This is a genomic window from Pseudomonas sp. COW5, assembly GCF_026240005.1.
Classification (GTDB): Bacteria; Pseudomonadota; Gammaproteobacteria; order Pseudomonadales; family Pseudomonadaceae; genus Aquipseudomonas; species Aquipseudomonas kribbensis.
In genome coordinates this window covers 3,135,801-3,153,438 of record NZ_JAPHVP010000001.1, presented here as the reverse complement: position 1 = coordinate 3,153,438, position 17,638 = coordinate 3,135,801, and the positions used below count along the sequence as shown (strand labels likewise).

Below are 17,638 nucleotides of genomic sequence, written 5' to 3'. Positions count from 1 at the left end.
TGCCCTTGCGGGCAAAATTAATCAGATGACTTTCTAACGAGTCATCGCGTGTTCAGTTGCTCACTCCAGTCACCCTTTGCCGGGCTTTTGTTCTTCGACGAGCCAACAACCTGATTCACCCCCCAATCGCTGGTGAACCGTCAATCAAGTGCTACGTATTACTTACTCGGTGACCACACTTGGCGAACCAAGGTTGGCCAGGCGCACGCTGTTCTGCACCTGGGCAATTTCACCCGGCGAACCGATCGGTCCCAGGCGTACCCGGTGCAGGGTCTGCTGATTGCGCACGATCGAGCTGATGAACACCGGAGCGCTCACCATCCCGCTGAGCTTCGACCTCAGGAGTTCTGCAGCGTCCGGGTTGGCGAACGCGCCCACCTGCAGATACTGGCCAGACACTGGTGCAGAAGCGTTTTTTTTTGCGCCGATCTGTACAGGGACAGTGTCGGAGGCATGCTGTTGCGGCGGTGGAGTCCACTGCTCGATGGTACCGGCCGAAGCCGTGATCACCGGTGCAGTATTCTGCGCGACTTGCGGCTCGTTGAGCATCAGAGGCGCCGGACGGCCCTTGGCGGCCCACCATTGTTGCGGGTCGATCCCCTCGACCTTGACCCGCGCGGTGCCGATTTCGGCATAACCGAGCTTTTTGGCCGCCGCGTAGGACAAGTCAATGATCCGGTCGGAATAGAACGGCCCGCGGTCGTTGACCCGCAGGATCACGCTCTTGTTGTTGTCCAGGTTGGTCACCCGAACGTAACTTGGCAGCGGTAAGGTCTTGTGGGCGGCACTCATGCCGTACAGGTCATAGACCTCGCCGTTGGCGGTGTTCTGACCATGGAACTTGGTGCCATACCAGGAGGCCGTGCCCGAGGCCACGTAGGTCTTGGATTCCTGCAACGGGAAGTAGGTCTTGCCCAGCACGGTGTACGGGTTGGCCTTGTACGGACCGGTGTGCAGGGTCGGCGTGGCGTCCGGAATGCGCGACACATCGACGTCCCACCATGGCGCACCGTCCTTGTGGGCCCGGTTGATGTCCAGACCAGGCTGGGCACGAACGGTATTGGAAGCGTATTTCTGAGTGGGCGCCCGGCTGGTCGAGCAACTGGCGACCAGCACCGCCAACGCAGCGAATGCCACCAGCTTCAGGGGTTTGTTGATAGGCAATGCCTGCATTACTTGACGCCCCGTGCTTTTACCAGCTCTTCAGACAGTTGATGTACAGCCATGGCGTACATCACGCTGCGGTTATAACGCGTGATCGCGTAGAAATTCTTCAGGCCCATCCAGTATTCCGGGCCATTGTCGCCTTCCAGGCGAAATGCAGTAACCGGCATATCATCGCGCAGCGCATCATGACTTGACCAGCCCAGCGCTCGCAACTCCCCGACGGTTTTCGTCGGCTCGATGCCAGTGGTCAGGCCTTCATCCACCTGCTCGCCGCGTACATCGGCACGACTGACCACCGGCTCGCCGGCCACCCAGCCGTGACGCTTGAAGTAGCTGGCGACGCTGCCGATCGCATCATCCGGGTTGTTCCAGATATTGATGTGGCCATCGCCGTCGAAATCCACCGCATAGGCGCGGAAACTGCTCGGCATGAACTGCGGCAGGCCCATCGCCCCGGCGTAGGAGCCCTTGAGGGTCAGCGGGTCGACCTGTTCTTCGCGCGCCAGCAGCAGGAACTCACGCAGTTCCTTGCGGAAAAATTCGGCACGGGGAGGATAGTCGAAACCCAGCGTGGACAAGGCATCGATCACCCGGTAATTACCGGTATTACGTCCGAAAAAGGTCTCGACGCCGATGATCGACACGATCACCTGGGCCGGAACGCCATATTCCTGCTCGGCGCGGGCCAGTACCGCCTCGTGCTGGCGCCAGAAGTCCACACCACGGGCGATGCGCGCATCGGTGATGAACATCGGCCGGTATTCTTTCCACTGCTTGACCCGTTCGGCGGGTTTGGAAATCGCGTCGAGAATCGCCTGCTTGCGCTGGGCCTCACGGAACACCGCCATCAGTTGCTCGCCGGCGAAACCGTAGTCGCGGGTCATTTCACCGACGAATTCGGCCACCTGGGGCGAGCCTTCGTAATCGCCGGCCAGCGCTTCCTGCGCGCTGCCAAGGATGCCTACCAGGCCGAGCCACGGTGCGTATCGTGTCGCCCAGTCACGCATTACTTGCATTGAACTCTTCACCTTATTCAAACCTGTGCGATCCACTTGCGATGCGTATGGATCGACATCAAAACCCCAAACGCTGACAGCAGCGTCACCAGCGAAGTTCCGCCGTAGCTAATGAACGGCAACGGTACCCCCACCACCGGCAACAGGCCACTGACCATACCGATGTTGACGAAAACATAAACAAAAAACGTCATGGTCAAGGCGCCGGCGAGCAATTTGCCGAACAGCGTCTGCGCCTGGGCGGTAATCACCAGGCCGCGACCGATCAACAACAGATAGATCAACAGCAGCGCGCAAATGCCCACCAGGCCGAACTCTTCGCCCAGCACCGCAATAATGAAGTCGGTGTGGCTTTCCGGCAGGAAGTCCAGGTGCGACTGGGTGCCCAGCAGCCAGCCCTTGCCGAACACGCCACCGGAACCGATGGCGGCCTTCGACTGAATGATGTTCCAGCCGGTGCCCAGCGGATCGCTTTCCGGGTCGAGGAAGGTCAGGATCCGCTGCTTCTGGTAGTCGTGCATGATGAAGAACCACATGGCGATCGCCACGGGCACGGCGGCGGCCAGCACGCTGAGGATCCAGCGCCAGCGCAATCCGCCCATGAACAGCACGAACGCACCGCCGGCCAGAATCAGCAGCGACGTGCCCAGATCCGGCTGCCGCACGATCAGAATGAACGGCACGCCGATCAGCATCAGACTGATCCCGACGTGCTTGAGCTGCGGCGGCAGCGTGCGCTTGGACAGGTACCAGGCGATGGTCGCCGGCATCAGGATCTTCATGAATTCCGACGGCTGGAAGCGGATCACCCCGGGAATGTTGATCCAGCGGGTCGCGCCCATGGCGTTGTGGCCCATGATGTCCACCACCATCAGCAGCACCACCCCGACCACATAACCGAGCGGCACCCAGCGGGCCATGAACCGTGGTTCGAACTGAGCGATGACGATCATCGACACCAGGCCGATGCCGAACGATGTGGCCTGTTTGGCCAGCAGGTCCCAGCTCTTGCCGCTGGCCGAATACAGCACGAACAGGCTGCCGGCGGCGAGGATCAGCAGCAGGACCAGCAAGGGTCCGTCGATATGCAGGCGTTGCAACAGCGTCGCGCGGCGACGCATCACATCCTCGCTGGAGAGCATGCGATCGAAATTATTCTTCACGGGCCGTAGCCTCCGCACTGATTGGGCTGGCGTATTCGGCCTTCAAGCGTCCGTCCTGATCCAGCAGCCAGGCATCCATTACCTGACGCACCACGGGCGCAGCGACGCCGGAGCCGGACTCACCGTTCTCGACCATCACCGACACCACGATTTTCGGGTTGTCGGCCGGTGCAAAACCGACGAACAGGGCGTGGTCGCGGTGGCGTTCCTGCACCTTGGAGCGGTCGTATTTCTCGCCTTGCTTGATCGCGACCACCTGGGCCGTACCCGACTTGCCGGCGATCCGGTATTGCGCGCCGACCGACGCCTTGCGCGCCGTACCCCGGGCGCCGTGCATCACCTGCTGCATGCCGTGGTTGACCTTGGTCCAGTCCGACGGATCGCGCAGGACGATGTCCGGCATCGGGTTTTCATCCTTGGGCTTCTCGCCCTCGATGGTTTTGGCCAGATGCGGACGGTTCCACACACCCTTGTTGGCCACCAGCGCGGTGGCCTGGGCCAGCTGCAGCGGGGTCGATTGCATGTAGCCCTGGCCGATCCCGAGAATCAGGGTCTCGCCCGGGAACCACGCCTGTTTGCGGGTGGCACGTTTCCATTCGCGGGACGGCATCAGGCCCGGGGATTCTTCGAACATGTCCAGCGAGACCTTCTGGCCGATGCCGAACTTGTTCATGTAAGCCGACAACCGGTCGATGCCGAGCTTGTGCGCCAGGTCATAGAAGTAGGTGTCGTTGGACCGCATGATCGCCGTGTCGAGGTCGACGAAGCCGTCCCCGGTGCGGTTCCAGTTGCGGTATTTGTGATCGTAGTTGGGCAGCATGTAGTAACCCGGGTCGAACACCCGGCTCGACGCCGTCACCACGCCCGCGTCCAGACCGGCAATGGCTACCGCCGGCTTGATTGTCGAGCCCGGCGGGTACAGGCCGCGCAGTACGCGGTTGAACAGCGGCCGGTCAATGGAATCACGCAGTTCGGCGTAAGCCTTGAAGCTGATACCGGTGACGAACAGGTTCGGGTCGAAGCTCGGCTGGCTGACCATTGCCAGCACTTCGCCGGTGTTCGGGTCCAACGCCACCACTGCGCCGCGGCGCCCGCCGAGTGCGGCTTCGGCAGCTTCCTGCAACTTGATGTCGAGGCTCAGGACGATGTCCTTGCCCGGCACCGGATCGGTACGCTTGAGCACCCGCAGTACGCGGCCCCGGGCGTTGGTCTCGACCTCTTCGTAACCCACCTGCCCGTGCAGCTCGGCTTCATAGAAGCGCTCGATGCCGGTCTTGCCGATGTGGTGGGTGCCGCTGTAGTTGACCGGATCGAGGGTCTTCAGCTCTTTCTCGTTGATCCGCCCCATGTACCCCACCGAGTGCGCAAAATGCGCGCCCTGCGGGTAGTGACGCACCAGCTGCGCGACCACTTCCACGCCCGGCAGGCGGAACTGGTTCACCGCGATCCGGGCGATCTGCTCTTCGGTCAGCTCGAACAGGATCGGCACCGGCTCGAACGGCCGGCGCCCCTGACGCATGCGTTTTTCGAAGATCACCCGGTCTTCCGGCGTCAGCTCCAGCACTTCGACGATCACGTCGAGCACCTGCTGCCAGTCGCCGGAGCGCTCGCGGGTCATGCTCAGGCTGAAGCTCGGCCGGTTATCCGCCACCACCACGCCGTTGCGGTCGTAAATCAGGCCACGGGTCGGCGGGATCGGCTGGACATGGACACGGTTGTTTTCCGAGAGGGTCGAGTGATACTCGTACTGGATCACCTGCAGGAAATACAGCCGGGCAATCAGCACACAGATCAGCAGCACCACCGCAATGGCCCCGAACACGACGCGGCTACGCACCAGGCGGGCGTCTTTTTCGTGGTCCTTGATGCGGATCGGCTGGGACATGAGGGCAGGATTACTTGTGGTAAGGGTGGCCGGACAACACGGTCCAGGCACGATACAACTGCTCGCCGATGAGGATGCGCACCAACGGGTGCGGCAGCGTCAATGGCGACAACGACCAGCGCTGGTCGGCGCGGGCACAGACTTCCGGCGCCAGCCCTTCCGGGCCGCCGACCATGAAATTGACCGTGCGCGAGTCCAGCCGCCAACGGTCGAGTTCGACCGCCAGCTGCTCGGTGCTCCAGGGCTTGCCGTGCACTTCGAGGGTGACGATCCGCTCGTTGTGCCCGACCTTGGCCAGCATGGCTTCGCCTTCCTGACGGATGAAGCGGGCCACGTCGGCATTCTTGCCACGGGTATTGAGCGGAATTTCCACCAGTTCCAGCGCCAGCTCGGACGGAAGACGCTTGGCATATTCATGCCAGCCTTCTTCCACCCACTTGGGCATGCGTGAACCGACGGCGATCAGTCGCAGTCGCACAGCGCTTCCCTTACAGCTGGTCTTTGTTGAGCTTGGTGAAGTGCTCGTGGGTGTTTTCCGGGCTGTGGTGCTTGGCGTCTGCCGCGCGGCTCTGCTCGGCACCGGCCCACAGGCGCTCCAGGTCGTAGAACTGACGGGCCGAGGCGGTCATCATGTGCACGATCACCAGGTCCAGGTCCAGCAGCACCCAGTCGCTGTCGCCCTTGCCTTCTTCGCCCAGCGGCTTGGCGCCCTGCTTTTTCACTTCTTCGCGAACCTTGTCCAGCATCGCGTTGATCTGGCGGTTGGACGTACCGGTAGCGATGATCATGTAGTCAGTGATGCTCTGCTTGTCGCGCACATCGATGATCTGGATGTCCTGGGCCTTGACGTCTTCCAGGGCAGCCACGGCCACCTTGACCAGCTCGTCGCCTTTCAGCGGCTCGTTGGTGTTGGCGACTTCCGGCAGCGGAGCGCTCTTGAACGTGCCTTTGCGCTTTACTTTGGTTTGGTCTTTGTCAGTCATATAAAACTCGTTTTGCTCATGTATTCGGCGCCTCGTTCCACGATGATCGTGTTACTCGAGCACGCCTTGTTCAGTTCGACGCACGGTACAGACCGTGCGCATCGATGTAGGCCAGGACCGCGTCGGGCACCAGGAAACGTACCGACTTACCGCTGGCCAGCAGTTGACGGATCTGGGTGGCGGAGACCGCGAGCGGTGTCTGCCAGACGAATGCAATCTGTCCGCTCGGCCCTTTCAGGGCCAGCGGGTCGCTCACCGAACGCGCTGCCAGCAGGTTGCGCAAGGCATCCGGCGGTTCGCTGTCGGCGTCCGGGCGCTGTAGCACCAGGATGTGGCAATGCTGGAGCAACTCCTCCCAGCGGTGCCAAGTGGGCAGGCCGCAAAATGCGTCCCAGCCCAAAAGCAGAAAAACCTGGGTCTCGGCGGCCAGTTCAGCGCGCAGCGACTCCAGGGTATCGATGGTCCAGGACGGTTTGTCCCGCTGCAACTCGCGGGCGTCCACCACCAGCGGCGGCACACCGGCCACCGCACATTCAACCATTGCCAGCCGATCCTGCGCCGACACCTGCGGGGTATCGCGATGGGGCGGCCGGGCACTGGGCATCATGCGCAGCTCATCGAGCGCCAGCGCATCGGCGACTTCCAGCGCGCCGCGCAAATGGCCGACATGCACCGGATCGAAGGTTCCGCCCAGGACGCCGATGCGTCTGGGGCGAGACTTCCTGCCGGATTTCGGCGCTTTCGGGTCGAGGTCGGACAAGTCAGACCGTCGCCTGGCCGCGCAACTGGCCATCACCGACCACGACGTATTTCTCGCAGGTCAGTCCTTCGAGGCCCACCGGGCCACGGGCGTGCAGCTTATCAGTAGAAATGCCGATCTCGGCACCCAATCCGTATTCGAATCCATCGGCGAAGCAGGTCGGGGTGTTGATCATCACCGAGGCCGAGTCGACTTCGGCCACGAACTGCCGGGTGTCGGCGAGGTTTTCGCTGACGATCGAATCGGTGTGGTGAGAGCCGAAATGGTTGATGTGTTCGATGGCCTGGTCCAGACCGTCGACCACACGGATCGACAGAATCGGCGCCAGATACTCGGTGCCCCAGTCTTCTTCAGTCGCCGCTACCGCCTCGATGATCCCCCGGGTGCGCTCGCAACCACGCAGCTCGACGCCTTTTTCGCGGAACTGTCTGGCCATCGACGGCAGGAAATCCTTCGCAACACTTTGATCGACCAGCAGGGTCTCCATCGCGCCGCAGATGCCATAACGATAGGTCTTGGCATTGAAGGCAATGCGCTGGGCTTTCGGCAGGTCAGCGTGTTCGCTGACATAGACGTGGCAGATGCCGTCCAGATGCTTGATCACCGGCACCCGGGCGTCGCGGCTGATGCGCTCGATCAGGCCACGGCCACCGCGCGGCACGATCACATCGACGTACTCGGGCATGGTGATCAAAGCGCCAACGGCAGCGCGGTCGGTGGTTTCCACCACTTGCACCACGGCGGCCGGCAATTCGGCCTCGGCCAAGCCACGCTGGATGCAGGCGGCAATCGCGCGGTTGGAGTGAATCGCCTCGGAACCGCCACGCAGGATGGTCGCGTTACCGGACTTCAGGCACAGGCTCGCGGCGTCGATGGTCACGTTCGGACGGGATTCGTAGATGATCCCGATCACGCCCAGCGGCACGCGCATCTTGCCGACCTGAATGCCCGACGGACGGAAGCTCATGTCGCGGATCGCACCGACCGGATCCGGCAGCGCCGCCACCTGGCGCAGACCGACGATCATGCCGTCGATACGGGCCGGGGTCAGTTCCAGGCGCTCCAGCAGTGCAGGCTCCAGACCGTTGGCGCGTCCGGCGGCCAGATCCTGTTCATTGGCTGCCGCAAGCTCGGCGCGGGCGGCGTCCAGCGCATTGGCGGCAGCCAGCAGGGCGCGGTCTTTCTGCGCGGTGCTGGCACGGCCGATGACCCGGGAAGCTTCGCGGGCGGCGCGACCCAATCGGGTCATGTAGTCAAGAACGGACTCAGTCATGGTCTGCTGGGGTCTTGGCAAAGAGGAAAGCGGCAGATTATAGCTGTCGCGTCCCGGGACTAACAGCGGTGACGGGCGGATGGTCGAAATGGACGGCGATTTGCCGATGTTCAGCCGTAATTAAGGCTCGGATTGTTATCATCACGACCTCTTTCGCCTGGATAAACACCGTTTGCCATGTCCAACCTGACCGTTCGCGCCCGCGCCGAGCGCCTGCCGCTGGGCCTTCCGGATGCTTTTTTCGACCGTGACGCCCAGGTCCTGGCCCGCGATCTGCTGGGTAAAGTCATCCGTCACCGGGTCGGCGACCTGTGGCTCAGCGCCAGGATCATCGAAACCGAAGCGTATTACTGCGAAGAAAAGGGCAGTCACGCCTCCCTCGGCTACACGGAAAAGCGTAAGGCTTTGTTTCTGGATGGCGGCCACATCTATATGTACTACGCCCGTGGCGGCGATTCGCTGAACTTCAGCGCGCAGGGTCCCGGCAATGCGGTGCTGATCAAATCGGCCTATCCGTGGGTCGACGAGATCAGCGGCCCGGCCAGTCTGGCGCAGATGCTGCTGAACAATCCCGACGCTCAGGGTCGCCCGCGACCGTCGCAAAAGCTCTGCGCCGGGCAGACCCTGCTGTGCAAAGCCTTGGGGTTGAAAGTGCCGGTGTGGGATGCAAAGCGCTTCGACCACGAAATCCTGCTGGTGGAAGACACCGGCCCCGCGCCGGGCCACATCATCCAGACCACCCGCCTGGGCATCCCCCATGGGCGCGACGAGCATTTGATGTATCGCTTCGTCGATGCGGCCTACGCCCAGTGGTGCACCCGGAACCCGCTGCGCCGGGGTCAGGTCGAAGGACGCGATTATTTTCTGCTGTGAATTTCCCCTCTGCGCTACGCCGGCCAGGGACATCAATGAAATGGAGTGTGTTGTATGGGCCCATGGCTCGATAGCGTGACCGGGTGGCTGGCCGCCAACCCGCAGTGGCTGGCCGCTGCGGTATTCGTCGTGGCATTCGTCGAGTGTCTGGCGATTGCCGGGATCATCGTGCCCGGCACGGTGTTGCTGTTCGCCGTGGCGGCACTTGCCGGCAGCGGTGCGCTGTCGTTGAGCGAGACCCTGTTGCTGGGCTTTCTCGGCGGGATTCTCGGCGACCTGGTGTCGTATTTCCTCGGGCGCCACTTCCACCAGAACATCCGGCGCCTGCCGGGCCTGCGTCATCACCCTGAATGGATGGCCGGCGCAGAAACCTACTTCCAGCGCTACGGTATCGCCAGCCTGCTGGTCGGACGTTTCATCGGTCCGCTGAGGCCGATGTTGCCGATGGTCGCCGGGATGTGCGACATGCCCTTCCCGCGCTTCGTTGCCGTCAGTCTGCTGGCTGCGGCGGGCTGGAGCATCGCCTACCTGCTGCCGGGCTGGGCCACCGGGGCGGCGATTCGTCTGCCATTGCCGGAAGGTTTCTGGCTGCAGGCCGGGATCGTCGCCGCCAGCATTGCGGTGATGGTCGGCCTGAGTGCCAACAGCAGCCTGCGCCGTCACCGCCGGGCGACAATCTGGATCAGTAGCATGAGCCTGTTGATCCTGATCGCGTTGTTCATCGGTTATCCGTACCTGACCGCGCTGGACCAGGGCGTCATGACCCTCGTGCAGGAACACCGCAGCGCGGTGCTAGACGAGGTCGCGGTGGTCTTCACCCTGATCGGTGAGTTCCGCAACATGTTGGTGTTCAGCATTTTGCTGACCGGCCTGTTGCTGCTGTGTCGCCAGTGGCGCCAGGCGATCTTCGCCGGCAGTACCTTGCTCGTCACCGCGCTGGCCAACACCGGAACCAAACTGTTTTTCGCCCGGGTACGCCCGGAAGTGCTGACCGACCCGATCACCAGTTACAGCATGCCCAGCGGCCATGCGTCCGGGTCGTTCGCACTGTTCCTGACCCTCGCCGTGCTGGCCGGACGTGGACAACCACCAAGACTGCGCCTGACCTGGCTGTTGATCGGCTGCATTCCGGCGCTGGCGATTGCGCTGTCACGGGTCTATCTGGGGGCACATTGGCCGACGGATGTCCTGGCCGGTGCCATGCTCGCCGCCTGTGTCTGCGCAGCGAGCCTGTGGCTGATTCAGCGCCAGTCCCCCCTTGAAGCGATGCCGCAGAAAGTCTGGTGGCTGGTGCTGCCGGCGCTGGTCGCCCTGTTCGGTTTCTTTGTATTGCGGCATCTGCCACATACCTTGTTGCGATATGCCTACTGAGTCCGCGCTCAACGCTCATCGGTGCACCCAGCGCCGATGAGCGCCATCAAACATTTGGCAAAGCAAATGCTCATGAACAAGTCCGTGCCCCATGCCACATTCCGGCAGCAGCACCACAAACGGACTTGTGAAAAGAGCAATGACTTTGAAGAATCAATCAAACGATCTATCCCGGACTGACCGACCGCCAGCTCCGATCAAAATATCCGACCTGAACATCCACCCGGAACCGCCCCTTCAGCCCTCGGGCCAAAAACCCGGGCTTGCGGATCTCGACACCCTGTTCGGCCCTCTGCGCATCGGAGAATTCAGCGTCAGCCGCCAGACGCTCCAGGCCTTGGGCGGCCGAATCGATGGGGAAAACCTCTCGGCGACCAACACCTACTTTTCCGAACCTGACCAAGCGTTCATCGATGCACTGGAGTTCGATACGGCTCAGATCGAACAGCGCATGAGATCCGTTCCCTCACCGGAAAACGCTCAGATCCCGCCCCTGCTGTACGAAATCGTCACTCAGCGCTCCCCCGACGCCCCACCGCTCATGCGAGAGAAATCCACCGGCGAGTTCGCTGAGGCCATGAACAAGATCAACCACCTGCTGAACGCCACCCAACGCCTGGACATTCGCCGAGACCCGTTGCCCGAACACCTGCCGGACTGGGTCGATAAAACCAAAAGCCGCGGGATGGCCAGCATGGGCGTCGGAATGCAGGCGTACGGACTCTACAGCGCTTACACCGGCGCCATCGACGCGCTGAAGAAAGGTGACACGGCTGAAGCGCTGATCAACGTGGGCGGAGGCCTCTCGGAAATCACTTCACTGGGGGTCGAGTACGCCCTGAGCAAGACCGGCGAACATATGATCCGCCAGGGCTCCATGGCCTTCGAACAATTCGGCAAGACTTCCATGGGCAAGTGGCTGTGTCGCGGAGCCGGGTTGATTGCCAGCGTGCTGACGCTGCCCTTCGATATCTATACCGCCATCAAATCCTTCAACGATGCAGCCAAGGCCCAGGGCAAGGAAGCGCAGGACCTGTATGTCACCGGTGGGCTGAGTGTATTCAGCGGCGTACTCTCACTTGCTCTCGGCTGTGCAGCTTTGGCGGGATTTCACGCAGCAGGCCCGGTGGGTATCGCCGCTGCCGCAATCATGATCGTCGGGGCGAAGATCTATGGCGCCGTCCGGGCGGTCGACGACATTGACGACTACATCGAACTGACCGTGATCGAACGCTGGCGTGCCGGCTGGTTTGCGTTCACCGGTCAGGACCAGGACAAGGCGCTGATGGATCGCTACCTGGTCGCCAAAACCACTGCGGACTACGCCAAAGCCCTGAAGACCCGCAGCCTTGGCTGGCTGGACAATGAATTCAAGGAGAGTATCGACGTAATCGTCAATGGCCGGTTCGAGGTGAAGATGCAGCCCACTCGCCTCTATCGCTTTCAGTGGGATGAATCCCGTGGCGAAACCCCATACGTCACCGAGGACCGGCCAGCCATCAGTGACACCGATGACAGTTATGACGCAAGGGATGGCCTGCCGACCTCGGACGCCATCATTGCCAAAACAAAAACCGATCCGGCCAAAGGCGTTTTCTGGAGCCTCGGTGCAGGCAATGACACCGTGCAAGGCGTACGGAACAAAACCAACTTCTTCAGCTATGGCACGGGAAGGAAAGTCCTCGAAGGCGGCGAGAGGGATGATTCGTTTCTCTTTCAGTCGGCTTGCGAATCGCTCTCGCTCGACCCGATCAAGGTCAGCGAGCTGTCAGGAGGGGACGGTATCGATCTGCTATGGCTGCAAGGCACGCACAGGCATATCGATCACATTCCCGACCCACCGCGCCATCTCGGTTATGACATTGACCTGAAGAAAGGCACGCTGAAGTTACGTCCCGCGAACCCGGCGCTGGGACCTGTGCTGCACTCGACGCTCAAGTCCATCGAAAAGGTCGAGACGCTCGCCGGTGCGGCCAATCGCGTGACGGGTTCCGATCAGGCGGACATCATTTCCGCCAATGGTGACGACCACGTTGACGCCGGTGCGGGAGATGACCGGATTTCCGTTCGCGGCATCCACGGATCCGTCGTCGGGGGGCCGGGTAACGACACCTATATTCTCGACCCGATGTGCCGTACCGTATCCATCAGCGATGACGGTGCAGAGACGAGCACGGTCTATCTGGGCGTGACGCTTGAAGCCATCCAGCGCTGGTACTTGCGTGATGATGCGCTGGTGATCGAATCGCTGCGCGACGATTCGCCCGGAACTCCGCGACGGGAACTGGTGCTTGAAGCGGTCTACCGGACAGTCGGTCGCAAACGCTCACTGCACAATGACAAATGGGTGTTCATTACCCAGGACGGTTTCCACCTGCAACCGATATGGCCTGCCAACATTGTGGGAACTGGCGAGCTGACGCTCAGCGTCACTGTCCTGACAGTCGGCATGAACAGGACTTCCCCCGCCCCGGTCAATGACTATCCCTGCAGAATTTCGAAAAACGCACATTCGTCCTACTTCATTTCCCGTCAGACACGTCATTCGACGCTGATAGCCACGCAAAACGATCAGGCCGCGTCCAGTACGATCTACGTTGAACATGACAGCACCGAAATCGATGAAGTCAGGGCCATCTACACCGTTTCAAAAACCGAGACAGATGCATTCACGTTTCTTGGCTACAAGGATGTCCACTTCACCATCACTTTCAATCACCCGTCAGGCCTGCTTTCCTTACACGGGATCGTGAAAGAAAGACCCGACAAGAAAACCGACAGGGGTGGCGGCATCATGGCTTCGGGCTGGGAGGCAAGTCATCCGGTCATTCTGGTGATGCGCGACGGTGTCTCCTACCACCTCGACTTTCCGCGCAACTCGTATATCGATGATGCAAAAAAGACCGGCTATACCGTTATTCAAAGCCGTGCCTCGCTGCGCGAACGCGCGGGCCGATACACATTCCTCAAGCCCGGCATCACGAAGCGCACCCTGAAGGCGACTCCGCAGCGAGTGGATTTTCAGGCTGACGAGCACAACACCAGCTACTGGCTGGAGGGGCGATCCGCAACCTATGAGCTGTATCCCGCCAGAGCTATTTCCATGCGGCTATCGACTGCTCAAGCGGACGCCATCGTTTCGGGCTCCTCTACCTGGCTCATTCACACCCGTCATCTGCAGGAGCGGATCAGCCCCGGCGATCTCTCCATCAAGGACGATCTACTCAAAATCGGCAGCATCCATGTTCATCTGCCGGACAGCAGCAATCCAGAGCTGCCGCTGGAAACCATCGATGTCGTGGTCTATTCAGGAAACCGTTACCGGATCAACTCCCTGTTTGAAATGATCGGGCTCTGCGTCGTCGATGCACGAGGCTATCCAACGATTCAGGCATTGATTCTGGACATCCGCGATCACCAGCATCGCGCAGAGCTGGAAGTCACTGATGTGCCGGTTCTGAACATTCGTCTTCTCGACGCCATTCCCGGGAGGATTTTCTACAACGTCCTCAGCAACAGCTGGAGACTCGAAAACGCCCCGTCCCGCCCGATCTCGATCGAACATCTGACCATCGTCAAGGAATGACCCCATGCGTCCAAAAAATCCCTCACTGCCAACCCCGTCCCGTACCGGCACGTCCGCCGATCCGTCGCTGCAGTCTTCCCGGTTGCGACCACAGATCCAGGATCCACAGACACATCAATCTCTCCCCGACCCGCCGATATCGAACCCTCGAAACCCGGGCCATGGTCAGACACCCGCAGCGATACCCGGCCCGTCAAGAATCGAAGTCACGGACTTGCCCGGCCTGTCGCGGGAACCGGCAACCACGCTGAGCAGCTATCTGCTGAACCCCGGCTTGCTGCGCAATATGCAAGCGGCCGATGAGGAAGGCTTGCGTTATGTGGTCGGACGCAAGTTCGTCGACGTGAAAGATGTCGGCACGGTTTACGTGGAGTTCGATATGAGCCTGGGTACCTATCGGGCAATGGATCTCTACAAAAAGCTTGCGCCGGGGCCTGCGCTTTTCAGGAATGCCGGTGAGTCGACCTGGAGCCCTGCTCGACAGAGCGGTACAGGCAATCCGCTCAAACGGCCGAATGCAGACAACTCTGGCGGGGCATCGGCGGTGCCCGCAAGACAGCCGCGAATCACATCGATGCCCGCACACCTGAAAATGGCCACGTCGGAATTGCTGAGTACGTATTTCGCACAGCTTTATCCACATTTGACTCACGGTGAGCGAATCATGGAATTGCGCTCCTGCAACCTCTCACCCCTTCAACACATCCGATTGCGCGACGACCTGATCGTCAATCCTTCAGCACTTCCCGAATGGGTAACGCAGCACAGGACACACTCTCTCGATGCCGGCAATCCTTCACGTTTCGACGCTTTGCATGAAGAAATAGAACCTTTGCTCCTGCCGCTGAGGAACGGCAAGTTGCTGATCAGTCGCCTCGGCGACTATGGCGGTTTCAGTGAGAGTGTCAGCCGCGAATTCCTCGACGGGTTCCTGGCCAAACTGGGTTATCTGCGCAACGCCAGCGACTGTTTGTTCCGGACAGACATCCCGGCCCTGTTCAGAGCCGATGAGCGCACGCCGTTCGAGTTCTACAACGATGGCCGGATGTTGCCGCGGTTAAAACATCCTCGCGGAGCAACGACCGAGAAACCGATCAGTGCCACCGTCAGCCTCAAACTGGTTCATCAATATGCCGGCAGAGGCACTGACTCGCCCGATCCCGAATACCTGCGCTACAACAATCAGAAAAACAAATACCCCGGACGCAAGCCTGGAGAATCGGACAACGAATCAGGGGAGTCCGACAACGACTGGTCTGATGCCTCGGACGTGGAACTTGATTCCGAACGTAATTACGAAACCATCCGGCATGATCAGCAGGTCATATTCACCTACGTCATCGACACACGAAAGATGGAAATCGTCCTGGGGGAAGAGAACCATCTCCTCAATACCGCCGCCCGAGACAAGGGAGCGTGGTTTCCCGAAGATGAACTCGAAGCACTGATTTCAACGTCGAAACGGGGCATCGAATCGGAACGCCTCTGGCTGCTCGACTCCACCCGCTCTCGCGCGGCGAAAGTCGACGACATTGCCTACGAGGCAGGTTATCAATCACGAATGGACATCGAGGAACGGACCCACCATGGCGCCGACAACCGATATCAATATGACGCCCTGATCGACAAGGTTGCCCTGGCAGGCAAACCGATCCTGACACTGGACAGGGGCAAGGAGTGGTTCGCCAACGATATCGTCTGGCCCGAATAAACCGCTTCAGGCGAACAGCTCACCCTGCAACTCATCGAGCAGCGCCTGGATCGCATCCAGTCGCTGCTGCGGGTCGTCAAGTTGCAGCAGGTCGATCTTGTCTTCTTCGGCGAACGGCAACAGGTACGCCAACTGATTGGCCAGCGACTGCTGCCCTGCCGCCTCGATGCCCATGTTCAGCGCCTCGACCATCGGGTGTTCGGCCAGGGCCTTGAGCAAGGCCACAAGATCGGCGTCTTCATCCTGCAACGGCTGCTCGGGTTCTTCGTCCAGCCACTCGACCTCGGCCACGATCAGTTGATCGCGCTGCACTTCGGTGCGCTGCACGATGAACCGGCGCCCGCCCTGCACCCGGATGCCCAGCAGCCCGTTGTCCTGCTGCTGGAAATCAGTGATGCGCGCTTCGCAGCCGACCATGGCAAAACCTTCGGGGGCGGCGCCGACTTCATGGCCTTCGAGAATGCACACCACACCGAAACCGCCGCCCTGTTTCATGCAGCGGCCGATCATGTCCAGGTAGCGCGCCTCGAAGATCTGCAAATCCAGGTTGCAGCCGGGAAACAGCACCGTGTTCAGCGGAAAAAGCGGCAGACTCATAGACATTTCCTTACACCACCATCGACACCGCCAACGGCAGGAACACCGCCGTGGCCACGCCCATCAGACTCATCGCCAGTGCCGCGAAGGCGCCGCACTCGTCACTTTCCTGCAACGCCACCGACGTACCAACCGCATGCGCGGTCATGCCCAGCGCCATGCCCCGCGCCTCAGGGCTGTGCACGCCGAGGCGGGTCAACAACGCCGGGCCGAAAATCGCGCCGATCACCCCGGTGATCAGCACGAACACGGCCGCCAGTGCCGCGACGCCACCGATCTGTTCGGCCACCAGCATGGCAATCGGTGATGTCACCGACTTCGGTGCCATGGTCATCAGGATCATGTGATCGGCACCGAACCACCAGCCCAGCGCCACGCCCATGCCCGTGGCGACCACCCCGCCTATCACCAGCGTAGTAAAAATCGGCCAGAACAATTGGCGGATGCGCCGCAGGTTCAGATACAGCGGCACTGCCAGTGCCACAGTCGCCGGGCCCAGCAGAATGCTGAGGATCTCGGTGCTCTTGCGGTACTCGACGTAAGTCAGGCCGCAACCGACCAGCACGCCGATCACCAGCAGCATGGAAACCAGCACCGGTTGCAGGAAGATCCAGCGGGTTTTCTCGAACGCCGCCAGCACCAGTTGATAGGCCCCCAGGGTGATACCGATGCCGAACAGCGGATGGTGAATCACCGAAGCCCAGGCACCTTGCCAGTCGAACAGCATCAGGATTCCTCCGAATGCGGCGCGTGACGCTTGACCAGCCGTTGCATCAGCACGCCGGCGAAGGCCATGGACAGGATCAGCGACACCACCAGCGCACCGACGATAGCCCAGAAATCCGCGGCAATCGCCGTGGCGTAAACCATCACACCTACTGCCGGCGGCACCAGCAGCAACGGCAAATAGCGCAACAGACTGCCGGCAGCGAGGTTCAGCGGCTCGCCGACTTCACCGCGCACGATCAGAAACGCCAGCAACAGCAAAAGGCCGATGATCGGCCCCGGCAGCACCGGCAACAGCAAATGATTGAGGGCCGTGCCGAGCAATTGAAACAGCACCAGCATGGTCAGGCCGCGTAGCAACATCCGTCATCTCCGTCCGACATCCCGCCAAGCACGGGCCCGGCATTATAAGCACGCCTGCGCTATGGATCGGCATTCGCCAAAAGCATGGTCGGTTGACCTGAGCAAATCGCCATGATGATCTACAGTGGTTCGCAGGGCGGTCAAATCCCCCACCTGAAAAACTA

Annotated in this window: 15 protein-coding genes; 4 read left to right on the top strand and 11 right to left on the bottom strand. The window is 61.0% G+C overall.

What is annotated here, in order from left to right; genetic code table 11:
- Window positions 1–162: 162 nt before the first annotated feature.
- The 8 genes from OQ248_RS14375 to OQ248_RS14340 form a co-directional block, all read right to left on the bottom strand.
- Window positions 163–1,173, bottom strand: coding sequence for a septal ring lytic transglycosylase RlpA family protein (locus OQ248_RS14375; protein ID WP_265813149.1), 1,011 nt, complete (start codon window positions 1,171–1,173; stop codon window positions 163–165).
- Window positions 1,173–2,183 (bottom strand): lytic murein transglycosylase B, encoded by a 1,011-nt coding sequence (gene mltB / locus OQ248_RS14370; protein ID WP_085712282.1) that lies wholly within the window; start codon window positions 2,181–2,183, stop codon window positions 1,173–1,175. The genes OQ248_RS14375 and mltB overlap by 1 nt, the downstream gene beginning before the upstream one ends.
- Window positions 2,184–2,200: 17 nt before the next feature.
- Window positions 2,201–3,304 (bottom strand): rod shape-determining protein RodA, encoded by a 1,104-nt coding sequence (gene rodA, locus OQ248_RS14365; protein ID WP_085712360.1) that lies wholly within the window; start codon window positions 3,302–3,304, stop codon window positions 2,201–2,203.
- A gap of 31 nt (window positions 3,305–3,335) precedes the next feature.
- Window positions 3,336–5,231 carry a penicillin-binding protein 2 gene (mrdA, locus tag OQ248_RS14360; protein ID WP_119428893.1) on the bottom strand — a complete coding sequence of 632 codons (1,896 nt, stop codon included), beginning with the start codon at window positions 5,229–5,231 and terminating at the stop codon, window positions 3,336–3,338.
- Window positions 5,232–5,241: 10 nt separating this feature from the next.
- Window positions 5,242–5,709, bottom strand: coding sequence for a 23S rRNA (pseudouridine(1915)-N(3))-methyltransferase RlmH (gene rlmH / locus OQ248_RS14355; RefSeq protein ID WP_011063671.1), 468 nt, complete (start codon window positions 5,707–5,709; stop codon window positions 5,242–5,244).
- 10 nt (window positions 5,710–5,719) lie between these two features.
- Window positions 5,720–6,214, bottom strand: coding sequence for a ribosome silencing factor (gene rsfS, locus OQ248_RS14350; RefSeq protein WP_085712284.1), 495 nt, complete (start codon window positions 6,212–6,214; stop codon window positions 5,720–5,722).
- Window positions 6,215–6,284: 70 nt separating this feature from the next.
- The gene (gene nadD, locus OQ248_RS14345) at window positions 6,285–7,007 is read right to left on the bottom strand and encodes a nicotinate-nucleotide adenylyltransferase (RefSeq protein ID WP_085712285.1); all 723 of its coding nucleotides are present in this window, start codon (window positions 7,005–7,007) and stop codon (window positions 6,285–6,287) included.
- Entirely contained in the window at window positions 6,976–8,247 is a 1,272-nt protein-coding gene (locus tag OQ248_RS14340) for a glutamate-5-semialdehyde dehydrogenase (protein ID WP_265813148.1), read from the bottom strand. Before OQ248_RS14340 ends, nadD begins: the two co-directional genes overlap by 32 nt.
- A 177-nt stretch (window positions 8,248–8,424) precedes the next feature.
- Between OQ248_RS14340 and OQ248_RS14335 the strand changes: the two genes are divergently transcribed.
- The 4 genes from OQ248_RS14335 to OQ248_RS14320 all read left to right on the top strand — a co-directional run bounded on the left by OQ248_RS14335 (window position 8,425) and on the right by OQ248_RS14320 (window position 15,788).
- A complete protein-coding gene (locus OQ248_RS14335; protein WP_265813147.1) occupies window positions 8,425–9,120 on the top strand; it encodes a DNA-3-methyladenine glycosylase in 696 nt (231 codons plus the stop codon).
- 54 nt (window positions 9,121–9,174) lie between these two features.
- On the top strand, window positions 9,175–10,491 hold the full coding sequence (locus OQ248_RS14330; protein WP_265813146.1) for a bifunctional DedA family/phosphatase PAP2 family protein: 1,317 nt from the start codon (window positions 9,175–9,177) through the stop codon (window positions 10,489–10,491).
- A gap of 139 nt (window positions 10,492–10,630) precedes the next feature.
- On the top strand, window positions 10,631–14,077 hold the full coding sequence (locus tag OQ248_RS14325; protein ID WP_265813145.1) for a calcium-binding protein: 3,447 nt from the start codon (window positions 10,631–10,633) through the stop codon (window positions 14,075–14,077).
- A gap of 4 nt (window positions 14,078–14,081) precedes the next feature.
- A complete protein-coding gene (locus OQ248_RS14320; RefSeq protein WP_265813144.1) occupies window positions 14,082–15,788 on the top strand; it encodes a hypothetical protein in 1,707 nt (568 codons plus the stop codon).
- Window positions 15,789–15,794: 6 nt separating this feature from the next.
- Here OQ248_RS14320 and OQ248_RS14315 read toward each other — a convergent pair whose 3' ends face one another.
- The 3 genes from OQ248_RS14315 to OQ248_RS14305 are packed head-to-tail and all read right to left on the bottom strand — an operon-like array spanning window position 15,795 to window position 17,474.
- On the bottom strand, window positions 15,795–16,385 hold the full coding sequence (locus OQ248_RS14315) for an LON peptidase substrate-binding domain-containing protein (protein WP_119428899.1): 591 nt from the start codon (window positions 16,383–16,385) through the stop codon (window positions 15,795–15,797).
- Between the two features lie 10 nt (window positions 16,386–16,395).
- On the bottom strand, window positions 16,396–17,112 hold the full coding sequence (locus tag OQ248_RS14310; protein ID WP_096820777.1) for an LrgB family protein: 717 nt from the start codon (window positions 17,110–17,112) through the stop codon (window positions 16,396–16,398).
- Window positions 17,112–17,474 carry a CidA/LrgA family protein gene (locus tag OQ248_RS14305; RefSeq protein WP_039771873.1) on the bottom strand — a complete coding sequence of 121 codons (363 nt, stop codon included), beginning with the start codon at window positions 17,472–17,474 and terminating at the stop codon, window positions 17,112–17,114. The genes OQ248_RS14310 and OQ248_RS14305 overlap by 1 nt, the downstream gene beginning before the upstream one ends.
- Between the last annotated feature and the right edge of the window lie 164 nt (window positions 17,475–17,638).